The sequence below is a fragment of the Salmonella sp. 32031103-2018-00083-FB-01-SM-01 genome, from assembly GCF_017571995.1.
In the GTDB taxonomy this organism is placed as follows: domain Bacteria; phylum Pseudomonadota; class Gammaproteobacteria; order Enterobacterales; family Enterobacteriaceae; genus Salmonella; species Salmonella enterica.
Map to the genome: position 1 here is coordinate 161,483 of NZ_JAGEQL010000004.1, position 14,041 is coordinate 175,523.

Here is a 14,041-nt window from a genome sequence, read left to right on the forward strand (position 1 = left end):
AATTATTCCTTTTCTTGTTCACTGTGCTGCTCTGTCTCCGCCGTTTTTAGCGCCTCCAGATAGACCAACGCTTTTGCCCGCAGAGACTCATCTTCAGTACGTTCATTGACAAGTTCAAAACACTGTCTGGCTTTTGCCGCCTTACGCATTAATAATTGACACTGCCCGGTAAAAAAAACGGGGCGATAATCATTTTTAAGTAACGTAAACGCTACTGCATAAAGGTCACATGCTTTCTGAAATTGTTTTTTCAGTTGGCATACCGCCGCCAGTCCCATGGTGTAATCGGGATTGTAAAAATCATAAATGCATAAGAAACGAAAGAACGTCTCAGCTTCATCCAGTCGTCCCTGGTTATAAAACTCATAAGCATGAGCATATAAACCGTCCATCATATCTTGAGGGATCCCATGAACGTCTTTTAGCGTGGCGCCTTCACTAACGGCATCCCAAATCATTTCCGCAACACGTTCTTCGCTGACATTATTTTGATAATCCATTACTTACTCCTGTTATCTGTCACCGACTTTGTAGAACTTAACGACTGCGTTTATCTGATGCAGTTATTAAACCCCGACGGTGGTTAGTGAACATTCAAAAAATGCCCAATGAATACATCGCTACTGCTTTACGCGGCTCAATGCCGTACCTCGTTTTCTTGTGGCTGAATAACGTCTTTGCCCGCGTTTTCTACCTCTTCCAGCCAAACCAGAAGACGTAAAACTTCATCAATTTCTTCCAGACTCACCAGATCATAACGGCGATGGGTTTTGAAAAGACTGCGCGCCAATTTGATATCGACGATCACAGGTACGCCAACCTTCTCCGCATAGGCGCGGACGGCCAGGGCGCGCTGATTCGTTTCATACACCGAGATCATCGGAATCGGCATCAGTTCGGGTTTAAAATAAATCCCGATCGTAATATGCGTGGGGTTGGCAACAATCAGGCGTGAGTTTTCAATATCGGATTTCACCTGTTCAGACAGAATTTCCATATGAACTTCACGTCTTTTAGATTTAACCTCTGGGTTCCCTTCCTGCTCCTTCATTTCACGCTTCACTTCTTCCTTATCCATTTTCATATCTTTCATGGTCAGGAAATATTCCGCAATAGCATCCAATAATAAGACAATCAATGCGCAAGCAAGGCAAGTTAATACCAACGCGAGAAGAAGCTCACGCCAAATGACGGCAATACCTACAATATTGCCATTTAGCTGAGAAAAGATTTCAACCTTATATTTCTTCCAGCAAATGATGGCGGCCACCACAAAGGATGAGAGATACAGTAGGGTTTTGACCGTATCTTTAACCGTTCGCATACTAAAAAGTTTTTTCGCCCCTTCTACCGGGTTTAACGCCGATAAATTAGGTTTTAATGCTTCTGTCGCCAGCACAAAACCGGCCTGTAATAACGCCGGTAATGCGGAACACACTAAGCAGAGCAGCATAAATGGAATCAGATATTTTAACCCTATCCCAAAAACGGCCAAACTGTAGTCAGCCATGCTCTGATCAAAATTATCCGCAATAATGATCTTAATTATCCCCATAAACTCATTAAATGAGCCATACGACACCAGATAGGCAATTCCTCCCAGCGTCAGGCAGGCGATAATGAGATCTTTACTTTTAAATGACTGGCCTTTTTTAGCGGAGTCTTCCAGCCGTTTTTTAGTCGGTTTTTCTGTTTTATTCGAGGACATGCGTCGCCCCTCGCTCGTAAAACCAACTGCTTAATCCTGTGGCCTGGAAAGAGAGTCGCAGTACATTGTCCGGTAGTACCGGGGAGAAATAAAGCAGCATAATTAAAACAGCAATACCGCTTTTTACCGTCAGTGAAATCGCAAAGGCGTTCATTTGCGGAGCAAAGCGCGACAATAAACCCAGGAATACTTCTGACAGCAACAGCACTAATACCACCGGACTGGCCAGAACCAACGCGTTTTGAGCCACCTGATTAATAAACGTTAATAGCGGCGGTAATGAAGGCGTGCACTCGTTCATCGGATCGCATAGCTGATAGCTTTTATTTAACACGTCAACCATCGTGACCAGACCGCCGTTTTGTAAATAAACGACAGCGGCAAACATATTCAGGAAATTAGCCATTTCCGAGGTATCAATGCCGTTTGCCGGATCGATACTGCTACTTAGCGTTGCCCCTCGCTGGTTATCGATAATACAACCCAGCGCATGCATAACCCAAAAAGGCCATGACAGCAGACAGCCCAGCATGACGCCTACCGCCGCTTCTTGCAGAACTAACGGGATCATCGCCACCGATAAAAACGGCGGCGCCTCGTTCAATGCATGCGGCCATACTCCCAATGCCACCAGGATGATAATGGCGTTTCTCGGCGCGCCGCTTAATACCCCGCTATTCAAAAACGGCAGGAAGAAAAAAATCGGCGCCACGCGAGCAAACCCTAGTGCCGCAGACGCAACCAGGTGATGAATTTCAAAGTACAACGCGTAAAACATTTTTTACCCCTTAGCCAACGCCAGGAATATCACCTGACGCCCGTAAGAGAGTAAAACTTCGCCATACCAGCCAGACAGTAAAAACAAGCACAAACACACGCCAAGTAATTTAATGCCAAAAGGCAGAGTCTGTTCCTGTAATTGCGTTACCGTCTGGAATAACCCTACCAGGAGGCCGATAATCGTTGCGACAATCGTCGGCCACCCTGACAGGATCAAAACAAGATAGAGCGCCTTATTACCTGCAAACACTAAATCATCCATTTAACTATCCCGTCTCGTAATGATGTCATGTTGCAATGTCCATATACTGTAAAATCAATCCCTTAGACAGTAATGTCCAGCCATCAAGCGCGACAAAAAGCACCAGCTTAATAGGTGTAGATATCGTCACCGGACTCATCATCATCATCCCCAGCGCCAGTAGCACGCTGGATACCACCAGGTCGACGACAACAAAGGGCAAATAGAGATAAAAACCAATTTTAAACGCGCTTTTTATTTCGCTCAGCGCATAAGCAGGTAATAACGCAAATATTGATGGCTTTTCAATTTCATCTTTGTCACGCTTTACCGTCTCGGTCTCTTCTCCATACTGACGCTTCAGTTGCGCGTTTTCAAAAAACTGAACTAACTCGCGATCTGAATATTTGATCAGATAATCGCGATAACCATCCAGACCTTCATCAACGTGTTTACTTAATGACGAAATATCATTAAAGGTGACATCTTCGTCCTCAAAATAGACGTAGGCATCATGCATTATGGGCCACATAACAAACATAGAAAGCAGCAATGCGACGCCGTTAAGCGTCATATTTGAAGGTATCTGCTGCAATCCCAGGGCGTTACGCACCATGACAAATACAATAGAAAATTTAACGAAACAGGTTCCTGACGCAATAATAAATGGCAACAGGGTGGAAAATGCCAGTAAGGCAATTAATGAGATATCATTCCCCATTACCAGACTCGCTCAGCCATTCATGGATCTCAACGCCTAAGGTGTCATTCATCTGTACCAGTTCGCCATTACCCAGCAAAACACCATTCGCCATAATTTCAACGTTAAGTTCAGCATTGGTCGGCAGTGATAATAGCTGCTGCTGCCCCATGGTTTCGAGTTCGGCGAGGGTAACGTTCTTACGATACAAAACAAATTCCAGTTTGACGGGCAATTGGTTCAAGCCAGGCAGAGTTTCTGCAGTTTCAGTTGTATTATTTTCTTCTTCGATATGTTGAATATCTAACGTTTCCACAATAATTCCCCCTTCAACACGGTTGAAATGACCTAACTTTTTCGCGTAGCAATAAACTTCCGCACGGGAAGTACGAATCAGGAGTACATCTCCGATCCCGATTCGGCCCAGCAACGAACGCTGCGTATCACTGCTACCGATTACAAAGCGCAACGGCCAACGCAGCATTTTCGGCCTGCCGCCCCCGACTGCAGGCAGTTCAGGAAGATATTCAAACCACAGGCCGCCCCGATCGCTCATAATGTGCAACAATTTCCCTTCCGGCAGCGCGCTTCCCGGCACGGGGTTCTCTACGCATAAACGCCGACAGGACAAATGCGGCACGGGCAACTCAAACGGTCGCTCTGTTGCAGCAAGCCAGGGAACGACCAGGTGCTCAGCGCCAGCAGAAACCGCCGCCCCCGCCAGAGCGGGAGAGACATGCTCAAGCCAGTCCCCAGGTTGAATCCACGCCGACCACCGTTTTTCTGCATCGCTCAACCGAACCCACATTCCCTGTCGCGTCGGATATTCCAGCGTAGCTTCCTGGCCATGGCGCTGGCATTCTGTCGCGGTTTGCGCCAATAGCCATTCGCGACGATCAATCTGTCTCACACGCAATGACATCAGGCGTCATCCTCCTCGCCAGATTGCTGTCTGTGCTGTTGCTGCTGCGGATTTTGTTGATCGTCTCGCGTCAGGTGCCAGCGCTGGGGATTACCGTTTTGCCATTGATCATGCAAACGATGTTCAACCTGCGTATTTGACGGTATTAACGAAAACTCCCCTGCTTGCCGCGCCTGAATATTGACGGAATAGTCATTTCCCCAGCGCTGAAAACGGTAAGTCAGCGAGCTATCCTCCCCTTTCACGCCATCGGCAGTGGGAAAAATAGTCATCATCGGCTTTGATTGCGCCGCTAAAGGCATTTTTTCATCGCCGCCGGTTAATTGGCTAAGATCGGCGATAGTGGTTGGTTGCAGCGGAAGCTGAGAAACATCTTTAACCTTTTTATGATCTTTATCGTCAGGCTTACCGGTATTGGCTGCGGCCATTCGGGCAGGTGCGACATCCCGCGCCAGCGGCGCGCCCTCTTTACGAACGCCTTCACCCGCGATGGCTTTATTATCCCCAGGCAATGCCTTGATATTATCGTCAGAGATTCCCGTGGCGTTATCGGTTACTTCACTAACGGATTCCACAGCTTTTAAATCAGCAGATAATTTTTTACCACTTACGCTTTCTAACGGCCTATTTTTAGACGATAGCAACGCTGCGGATTTATCTACTTTGGCCTCCGCAGAAATTAAACCGACAGATTTTTCAGCAGTGGCTTTCAACAGTTTTTCAGCAATCCTGAGTTCGCCTTTTCCGTTATGATGCAGACCAGAAACGTTGCCATTGTGATGTTCTGATTTCGCTGGCGCGCCATGTCGCCATGCCGCCAGCAATACCGGTAAAGCCGTTTCTTTATGCATTACGAAAGCATCGCCATAGTCGCGATCTTTTTTATGATCGGAATATTCTGTCTTATGTTTTTCCACCGCTTTTTTTAATGCTTCTGATAAACCGCCAACCTCATCCTGCTGCGGCAGTAAAATGTTCCCGGATGAACTGACAGCTGACACATCGCCCATTAAATTATCTCCTCTGACTCGGCCTCTTCCTGCTGTATCTCTCGCTGGATATAGTGTCTTTTCTGACGGATTATCCAGCGTTGATAGTTCCCTTCTTTGCGCAACCAATATTTACTTTTTTTCTGAAACTCTTCCCTTTTCTTTTCCAGCTCGCTCCGTTTTTCCTGAATTTGTATAATCTGGAGTTCTAAATCTTTTATCTGCCGGCGAACAATAGACTGCTTACGTAATAACGTATAAATTTCCTCACGACTGAGCTGTCTGTTTTCTGCACGCAGCGTATCTAATAACAATTTCAGACCCGCTATTTGTTCAAGGATCGCCTCCTCCTCGGCCTGCAGCCCGCGGTCCTCATCCTGATAGCGAAGTAATATCGACTCACACTGTGAATGAAATACCGTACAGCGCCGCTGCAATACTTTAATTCTGGTCAGCGAATGCATTCATACCGCTCAACGTGTCATCAAAGGATGAATACTGCGCTACCGGCTGGCATAACCAGGCTTTCAGGCTATCCCGCATCTGCATCGCCCGATCGTTATCGATATTTTCGCCAGGACGATATTCTCCCAAGTCAATGAAAAGCTGGAGCTCTTCCAGACGCGTCATTAATTTACGCACGGCAGATGCCTGTTCAGCATGTGTCGGCGTCGTGACTTGTCCAAAAACGCGGCTTACGCTTTTCAGTACATCGATTGCCGGGTAATGTCCCTGCCCGGCCAGCTTTCTGCTCAGATACAGGTGACCGTCAAGGATAGAGCGAATTTCATCCGCCATCGGGTCCGCCTCTTCCTCGCTTTCCAGCAGTACCGTATAAAAGGCAGTAATGCTTCCCTCGCTGGTCGCCCCGGGGCGTTCCAGCAAGCGGGGCAAATTATCGAATACGGAGGCTGGATAACCTCGACGGGCCGGACGCTCTCCCGACGCCAGTGCCACGTCTCGCAAAGCACGCGCATAACGGGTCATGGAATCGATAAAAAGCACAACCCGTTTTCCCTGGTCACGAAAATATTCCGCTACGGTTGTCGCCAGTTGCGCCGCATTGCAGCGATCGACCGAGGGGAAATCGGAAGTGGCAAAAACCAGCACGCATTTTTCTTTCTTATGCGAAGCGCGCAACATATCCACGAATTCAGTGACCTCGCGGCCTCGTTCACCGATAAGACCGATAACAAAGACATCCGCCTCCGTTTGCTCGATCAGCATATGCATCAGCATGGTCTTACCGCATCCTGCGGAGGCAAAAATGCCCATTCGCTGGCCTACGCCACAGGTCAATAACCCGTCAATCGCGCGCACACCGGTAATCAGCGGTTCACGGACGCCAACGCGCGAAGCGTAAGAAGGCGGTGCGACATCAATAACGCGTTCTTCGCTAATCGGCGCCACTTCAGGGGTAAAACGCTCAACGATTTTCCCCGTCGGATCCAACACCGCGCCTAATACCGAGTATCCCACCCACGCCGATAACGCACGTCCAGTGGGATAAAGCACGACATCGCGGCTCAGCCCCTGGGCATTGCCGATAAGACTTAGCACGGTGCGTTCCCGCTGTAAGCCAACCACCTGCGCACGTGCAACAACCTGTTTTTGGTGCCAGCCACGGCGTATTTCACACAGTTCGCCAATGGCTACATCGCGCAATTCCGCCTCAATAATTGGGCCGGTTATTTTTTGTGGGTAGGCCAGATATTGCAGTAAACGAGGTGTTTTCATCTCATTAGCGACCGACTAAAAACTTCCAGATAGTTGTAAAACCCATTCAAGGCAGTAGAGAACTTTTCACCGTCAGATAAAAAATCCGGATGCACTAAGGCTTTAAGCGTTAGCTCCCCATTCTGCTCCCCCAGTAGTAATTGCCCGCCGCGGGCAAAATGGCATCCTTCCATTATGGTCATTAAGATTTCATAAGCCCGCTGTTGTAATACCACCATGCTGTCAGCACCCAATTGCGCCCAGATCCATACATCATCGTCCTTGACGCTGATACAGATACTTGGCAATGCAAATAAATCCAGAACAATTGTTGAATGGCTATCTATTCCTCCAATTAATGAAGGATCGCAACCACTTACTTCCAGTGCGGAACGAACTAATTCAGCGATATCCAAATGTTGCATAGATCTTTTCCTTAATTAAGCCCTTATATTGTTTTTATAACATTCACTGACTTGCTATCTGCTATCTCACCGAAAGATAAAACCTCCAGATCCGGAAAACGACCTTCAATCATTTTCTTAATAAATCGACGGACATCGACAGACGTAAGGAGGACAAGATCTTTATGTGCAATCAATAAATCATCCAACTTAAGTGTAATGAGATCCATCAAATTAGCGGAGGCTTCCGGGTCAAGGCTGAGGAAGGTACTGCCAGAGGTCTGACGGATCCCTTTGCGAATAACATCCTCAACTTCAGCAGATACCATTACTGCTCGTAATTCGCCGCCATTGGCGAATTTATGACAAATATAACGCGCCATTGCTCCACGAATATGCTCCACAAGGTTAATGACATCTTTTTCTCTTGGCGCCCACAATGCGAGCGCTTCCATAATTAATTTCATATTACGCACGGAAACACGTTCGCTTAACAAACGCTGCAAAACTTCAGATATACGTTGTACCGTGGCATGTCTGAGCACTTCTTTAAGTAAATCAGGAAATTTCGCTTCCAGTTGGTCCAGCATATGTTTTGTTTCCTGAATACCGAAATATTCATTGACGTTGCGCGCCAGCGTCACCGCCAGACAGTGGTAAAGCTCATCAAGCGCGTTCCGCAACACATAGCCAAGCTCCCGGAGTTTCTCCCCCTCTTCATGCGTTACCCAGAAATACTGACTGCTACCTTGCTGATGGATTGTTGGATTAATACCAAAGGACACGACTTCATCGGAATAATTTACCACTCGCATCAAATCAAAATAGACCGTAAATTGTTCAACACGGATCTCATTAATCAACAATACGATGCTGTTATCGTCCAGGCCCTCGCCATCGCGTAACAATACTTCCGGCAGGCGCACGCCATAATCAATAAAGAACTGACTACGTAGACGCTCCGCAAGTTGAGCTTTTTCCAGATCTTCACGCCGGCTCTTCGGCACAAGTAATATCAACGGTACGGTCTCTGTAGAGACTTTATCGAGATCGCCAATCAGTCCCAACGACGACCCTTCTTTTTCCTCAATACTGAGCGGCTGCTCGCCTTTACTGGTTTTAGGTTTGGCGGCGCTACGTTTTGCTTCACGGAATTTAAAATAGAAGAGTACGCTTAAAACCACCGATAAAATAACAAATACCGGCAGCGGGAATCCCGGCAGAGTTCCCATTGAAATGGTCAAAATAGCCGTAACAACCAATACAAATGGGTTGTTCAACAGCTGCGTCATGATATTCCGCCCCATATTATCGCTATCGCCATTTACGCGAGTCACGATAAAACCGGCACTAATCGCAATCAACAATGCGGGGATCTGGGCGACAAGACCATCACCAATGGTCAGCATGGTATAAGTAGACAGGGCGGAGGACAAATCCATACCATGGCGGGTCATCCCCACCGAAATACCGCCAATAAAGTTCACAAAGATAATAATGATGCCGGCAATAGCGTCACCTTTGATAAACTTCATCGCACCGTCAAAAGAACCGTAAAGCTGGCTTTCCCTTTCCAGTACACTTCGCCGTTCGCGCGCAGCATCCGCATCAATAATACCGGCCTTCAAATCGGCATCAATACTCATCTGTTTACCGGGCATACCATCCAGAGAAAATCGGGCCGCGACTTCCGCGACGCGTTCTGAACCTTTGGTAATAACGATAAACTGGACCACGGTGACAATAGAGAAGACAACAAAACCCACCGCCAGGCTATCGCCAATAACGAATTGCCCGAACGTGGCGATAATTTCACCGGCATCGGCTTCAATCAAGATAAGACGGCTGGTACTGATCGATAATGCCAGACGAAAGAGCGTGGTAATTAACAGTACCGCAGGAAACGTTGAAAAACTGAGGATTCTGTCAATATAGAACGACCCCATAAACACCAATATCGCCAGTACGATATTCAGTGCGATCAGGAAATCAACCAGATAGGTAGGCAATGGAATGACGAACATAGAAATGATCATCACCATTAGTACCAGAATCAGTAATTCAGGTCGTAAACGAGCACTGTTAAGTAGAGAAAGCAGCACTATAGGTATCCTGTTAATATTAAATTAAGACAGCTTTTCAATAGTACGACGCTGTTCTGCCATTTCATGCTTGTAGGCAATATCGGTCATACTACGTAACGCCATTAACAATTCTTCCTGCCAATATTCTTCATAAAAGAGTGAAGAGGGTATGGCTTTACATACTTGATAAAATATCTGCAAAAAGGATGCATGTTCTTTATGACTAAGCAATAACGCATTCAAACCTATAATATCGGCTAACAGCGAATCCACTTCATGTGGCTGTTGCAATAGCGAAAGCATCAGTAGTAGCCACGACGACTCCTCCGCATTAAACGCTTTGGTAAACGAATACGACAACAATGTACTCACAAACAGTAGATCAGCGGAGCGCAACATTTTGAGTTGCGTCAGGCGTCGTAAAAGCTGACCAAACTCCAGACGCGAACAGCTGGCGTCATTCGCGTCAATATCGGTTAATAGCGAACCCTCAATAAAATCCAGTACCACCAGTCGACGTTGATAGCCATAACTGGCTATCCAGTCAGAGTAAATCTCCACTTCATGTGATTCACTCTGGATAAATTGCCGATAGCTGGCGCGCAATAAGCCTGGTTTTAACGATAATGTTTTTCCAAAAAGCCGGGCCTTCAACGCACAATTGATCCCTGCCTTGAGGGTCTTCGGATCGGTTTGCTCTTCAACGTGCTTAAGTAACGACTCCAGCTTTTTCCGCACGATCTCTTCCAGGTCTTTACGACGAAGCAATTCGCGTAACACAAGGACTAAATCACTGGGGTCAGGAAATAAGCTACGCGCCTGACGTAAAAAATCTTCTAACGCGCCGCCATGTACGCTAATTAGCTTTAATATTTGCTTCGCCTTCGGTAAAGCCTCATCCTCCAGCACGCGTTCAAAACTGTTAGATAAATTACTGGATTTTTTTTCATAATCGCGACGGTTACGAAATTGCGCCAGCGCCGCTGACATTTCGTCCGTCGACTGGACAAATTTTTGTACTTCCGCCCCTGGAGACGAATCCTCTGCGGCCTGTTGTATTTCCGCCTGTTGCGCATCAGTATGCTGGGTCGCATCCTGATGAGATGTCTGCCGGGACAATATTCTGGAAAATGAAATACCGGAGGTTGAGCCAGGAATCATTTAATTGCCTCCTGACCTCTATCCAGATAAACACGAACCCATTTCTGTAACTTATCGTCCCCACTCCAGGCACCGCTTTGCTTCAGAATATTGTTTACCGATTCGCTGGCATCCGGCGTTAACGGGTCGACAATTTCTTTTGGTTCAATCATGAACACACGAACAACATTACTTTTATTCTTACTGGAATAACGGAACAGGCTACCAATAAGCGGTAATTTGCCTAAAAACGGAATACTTTGGACAGTATCGGTATTTGCATCCCGTGTATAACCACCGACCAGCAAACTTTTTCCGTGCGGAACTCTCGCAATAGTGCTAATTAACGTTCGCCCGACTTCGGGTAACGCATCTACGGAGGTGGTAGTATCAGATTGCGGCGTCTTATCGTTGCCATCTTCAATGTCCAGCGACATTTCTATCTGACCATCTGCGGAAAAACGGGGCAGCACTCGGATCATTGTTCCGTATGTTACATGCTCAAGCGCCACATTACGTTCCCCAATCAGCTTGGTGTAAAACGTTCTGTTGTTATCAAAAATAGCGGGAACATTTTCCTGAGTCAGTAATACCGGGCGCGAAACCACCGTCGCCTGTTTCTTCTCTTCTAACGCATTTACCGCGGCGATGAATCGACTGCCATCGAGGGTACTTATTGAAGACTGGTTTAATGACACGCCAAGTTTGTCCCCAATAGTTATGCTGCCGCTCCATGAAGTGCCCAAACGCTCCAGATCGCTTTTATTAAGATCGACAATCCACAGGGATAATTCTACGTGACGTTTGGCGACATCCAGCGCTTTAACCAGCATTTCGATAAAATGCACCTGCTCAGCCGTTCCCTTTACTAACAAACTGTTGGTATCCGGATAGGCCACGATTTTAATATTGCCCGCCGCGGCATTTTGCTTTAAAGCTTCCTGCAGACTCATGCCACCGGCATAATTTGCTGCTTTACCTTTTTCTCCATTCGCTGAAAACGCTGGCATCGCCGGGGGTTCGCTACTGACAATATTACCTAAGGGTTGCTCTTCTCCCTGCAATAACCTTTCAATGGCCGTGGCAATACCGGGGATAACCATTTTCTGATCGCGCAGATTGTAGGTACGATCGCCCACGAAGGTATTGTTCAGACGCATCACCCCTATTTTCTGGCGTCCCAGCTCAATACCATCGTTTTGCTTGTCCATCATGGTGGCAGCGTTGACCACCATATCAACATAGACGGGTGGCCCTGAAACATAGAATGTTCCTTTACGGTTATCGCCACGTAGCGGGTAATTTTTGTTATATAAACCTGAGCGTTTTAGAAAATTGTTGAACTCATTGAGTGAGACGTTGCGTAAAGAAACCACGGCATTGCGCATTTCACTGGCGTCATAAATATAGATAGCCTGCCCATCGAAATACCAAATCAGCCCCAGTTGTAGGGAAAGCTTCTCCAGTAATGCGTTAGGATCGTGAAACTCAAAGTTGCCCGTAATTTTTTTTCGTGCCGCCATTTTGCTAACAATGACAGGCTCCTTTAGCTGTAGCGCCATGGCATCGAAAAATGTCCGCAGGCTATCGTCTTTCGCAACAAACCCACTTCCCGTTACAGGTATTTTTTCACTAGAATAACCAGGTGCAACCAGAACAAGCGCGGCACATGCCAGCACTCTGGCCAAAAGAATATGTGTCTTCATTTGTCTGCCAATTGAATAATATTTGATAATTTCCGCGGCGAAACGCCGATCAGCTCTTTGATCTCACTAGAAAAATGTGAAGGCGATGAGTAACCATGATTAACGGCTAATTGGGTGATGTTCTCGTGGCCTTCTACACTATTCAGCAGCGATTGCGCCATACGCCAGTTTCGTAATTCACTCTTCGCTTTTCCGCCCAACGCTCTGCTGCACAAACGACGAAAATGGGTATAAGAAACGCCATAGTCTTCTCCCAGCATTCTCATCGTGTTGCCGCTGGTTGACTGAGCGAGTAAATAGCCAACCAACCAGTAACTCTCGCTTTTTCGTAACAGCGCCAGTACCTTATTGAAGGCCGGAGAAGGCGTAATAATTTGCTGCAAAAACCAGTACTCGCAGCGTTTACGATCTTGCCAAATAGCGCGAAACTCAGGACTCAGCAAAACCCATTTATCGGATTCAGCATATGTCGTGTCCACTAATCCTGCGCCATCGATAAATGCCAGTAATTTGCTGAGTACTTCAATTTTTAACGGTCGAAAAACCAGGTCTCCTGATACTGGTGCGACAACAGCCTGCTCGCAAAAAAGCAGCGCGCCTTCCTGAATCAGGCAGTTTTCATTGTGTCGGCTTTCAGAAAATGACATATGCAGCTTTTGCGCGGAACACGTCTGTATAAACCATGCTTCCGGGCTGCGGATTTTCCGCTTCTCTCCTTCTTTAAGTACTTCCTGCGTATTTAGCATAGTTGTCAGCACCAGTTAAAAATCATTTTAATATGTAAACAATACCGGGAGCGAGTGGCAAAATCCTGATGCAATCATTATGAAACTGATGCCACCCGCTAATTAAATTGGCCCACTTGCACAGCGCTTGATAATTTAAAATAGAAAATCAGCTCATAGTGTATAAATTCTGGCTTATTATTCTGCAGCAGCAAAAAATCAAATATTGTCATCGGGATGAAGAATTAATTATTTATATCAGAAGTTTTTTTTGCTAGCATTCCTGAAACGCATTCGCCCCCTTATCACTATTGTCAGATAACGTTCTGACGGTTGTGTAAAAACATTGTGCCTCATTCTTCTGTAGTTGGAGTTAATATGAAAAAATTTTATAGCTGTCTTCCTGTCTTTTTACTGATTGGCTGTGCCCAGGTGCCCCTCCCTTCCTCCGTGAGCAAACCGGTACAGCAACCTGGCGCTCAGAAAGAGCAACTGGCCAACGCAAATAGTATTGATGAGTGTCAGTCTCTTCCGTATGTGCCGTCAGACCTTGCGAAGAATAAATCATTATCAAACCAGAACGCTGATAATTCCGCATCAAAAAATAGCGCAATCAGCTCAAGCATTTTTTGCGAAAAATATAAACAAACCAAAGAACAGGCGCTCACCTTCTTCCAGGAACATCCACAATACATGCGTTCGAAAGAAGATGAAGAGCAACTCATGACCGAATTTAAAAAAGTTTTACTTGAACCCGGAAGTAAGAATTTAAGCATATATCAGACGTTACTTACTGCCCATGAAAGACTGCAAGCCTTATAAGGCCATATCACAGTTGGCTGAACTCATCATGATATAATTAAGACCATATTTTGCATTGCCACTTAATATCAATATAATTATTATAGCTATGGTCACTTTTACGG

Annotated in this window: 15 protein-coding genes; 1 reads left to right on the forward strand and 14 read right to left on the reverse strand. The window is 46.3% G+C overall.

Translation table 11 applies throughout. The features are described 5' to 3' along the window. Window positions 1–2 precede the first annotated feature (2 nt). The 14 genes from sicA to invF form a co-directional block, all read right to left on the reverse strand. Window positions 3–500 (reverse strand): SycD/LcrH family type III secretion system chaperone SicA, encoded by a 498-nt coding sequence (gene sicA, locus J4614_RS13475; protein WP_000386309.1) that lies wholly within the window; start codon window positions 498–500, stop codon window positions 3–5. Window positions 501–637: 137 nt separating this feature from the next. Then, entirely contained in the window at window positions 638–1,708 is a 1,071-nt protein-coding gene (gene spaS, locus J4614_RS13480) for an SPI-1 type III secretion system export apparatus protein SpaS (RefSeq protein ID WP_000097719.1), read from the reverse strand. After that, a complete protein-coding gene (spaR, locus tag J4614_RS13485) occupies window positions 1,695–2,486 on the reverse strand; it encodes an SPI-1 type III secretion system export apparatus protein SpaR (RefSeq protein WP_000498965.1) in 792 nt (263 codons plus the stop codon). The genes spaS and spaR overlap by 14 nt, the downstream gene beginning before the upstream one ends. 3 nt (window positions 2,487–2,489) lie before the next feature. Then, window positions 2,490–2,750, reverse strand: a complete 261-nt coding sequence (gene spaQ, locus J4614_RS13490; RefSeq protein ID WP_000342503.1) for an SPI-1 type III secretion system export apparatus protein SpaQ — start codon at window positions 2,748–2,750, stop codon at window positions 2,490–2,492. Between the two features lie 25 nt (window positions 2,751–2,775). Next, window positions 2,776–3,450 carry an SPI-1 type III secretion system export apparatus protein SpaP gene (spaP, locus tag J4614_RS13495; protein WP_000526016.1) on the reverse strand — a complete coding sequence of 225 codons (675 nt, stop codon included), beginning with the start codon at window positions 3,448–3,450 and terminating at the stop codon, window positions 2,776–2,778. Beyond that, window positions 3,440–4,351 carry an SPI-1 type III secretion system protein SpaO gene (spaO, locus tag J4614_RS13500; RefSeq protein ID WP_000058731.1) on the reverse strand — a complete coding sequence of 304 codons (912 nt, stop codon included), beginning with the start codon at window positions 4,349–4,351 and terminating at the stop codon, window positions 3,440–3,442. The genes spaP and spaO overlap by 11 nt, the downstream gene beginning before the upstream one ends. Next, window positions 4,351–5,361 carry an SPI-1 type III secretion system protein SpaN gene (gene spaN, locus J4614_RS13505; protein WP_023212176.1) on the reverse strand — a complete coding sequence of 337 codons (1,011 nt, stop codon included), beginning with the start codon at window positions 5,359–5,361 and terminating at the stop codon, window positions 4,351–4,353. The genes spaO and spaN overlap by 1 nt, the downstream gene beginning before the upstream one ends. Beyond that, entirely contained in the window at window positions 5,361–5,804 is a 444-nt protein-coding gene (gene spaM, locus J4614_RS13510; protein WP_000555884.1) for an SPI-1 type III secretion system protein SpaM, read from the reverse strand. Before spaM ends, spaN begins: the two co-directional genes overlap by 1 nt. After that, window positions 5,782–7,077 (reverse strand): SctN family type III secretion system ATPase InvC, encoded by a 1,296-nt coding sequence (gene invC / locus J4614_RS13515; protein WP_000856766.1) that lies wholly within the window; start codon window positions 7,075–7,077, stop codon window positions 5,782–5,784. Before invC ends, spaM begins: the two co-directional genes overlap by 23 nt. Further along, window positions 7,074–7,481 carry an SPI-1 type III secretion system chaperone SpaK gene (gene spaK, locus J4614_RS13520; protein WP_001164066.1) on the reverse strand — a complete coding sequence of 136 codons (408 nt, stop codon included), beginning with the start codon at window positions 7,479–7,481 and terminating at the stop codon, window positions 7,074–7,076. The genes invC and spaK overlap by 4 nt, the downstream gene beginning before the upstream one ends. A 23-nt stretch (window positions 7,482–7,504) precedes the next feature. Continuing rightward, window positions 7,505–9,562, reverse strand: coding sequence for a type III secretion system export apparatus protein InvA (gene invA, locus J4614_RS13525; RefSeq protein ID WP_000927219.1), 2,058 nt, complete (start codon window positions 9,560–9,562; stop codon window positions 7,505–7,507). Window positions 9,563–9,586: 24 nt separating this feature from the next. After that, the gene (gene invE, locus J4614_RS13530; protein ID WP_000612171.1) at window positions 9,587–10,705 is read right to left on the reverse strand and encodes a type III secretion system gatekeeper InvE; all 1,119 of its coding nucleotides are present in this window, start codon (window positions 10,703–10,705) and stop codon (window positions 9,587–9,589) included. Further along, window positions 10,702–12,390: a type III secretion system outer membrane ring protein InvG gene (gene invG / locus J4614_RS13535; protein WP_000848101.1), complete on the reverse strand. Its 1,689-nt coding sequence runs from the start codon at window positions 12,388–12,390 to the stop codon at window positions 10,702–10,704. The genes invE and invG overlap by 4 nt, the downstream gene beginning before the upstream one ends. After that, the gene (gene invF, locus J4614_RS13540; protein ID WP_001674874.1) at window positions 12,387–13,037 is read right to left on the reverse strand and encodes a type III secretion system transcriptional activator InvF; all 651 of its coding nucleotides are present in this window, start codon (window positions 13,035–13,037) and stop codon (window positions 12,387–12,389) included. The genes invG and invF overlap by 4 nt, the downstream gene beginning before the upstream one ends. A 456-nt stretch (window positions 13,038–13,493) precedes the next feature. On the opposite strand from invF, the gene invH reads away from it, so the two are divergent. After that, window positions 13,494–13,937, forward strand: coding sequence for an SPI-1 type III secretion system invasion lipoprotein InvH (invH, locus tag J4614_RS13545; RefSeq protein ID WP_000715100.1), 444 nt, complete (start codon window positions 13,494–13,496; stop codon window positions 13,935–13,937). The last annotated feature ends 104 nt before the right edge of the window (window positions 13,938–14,041 follow it).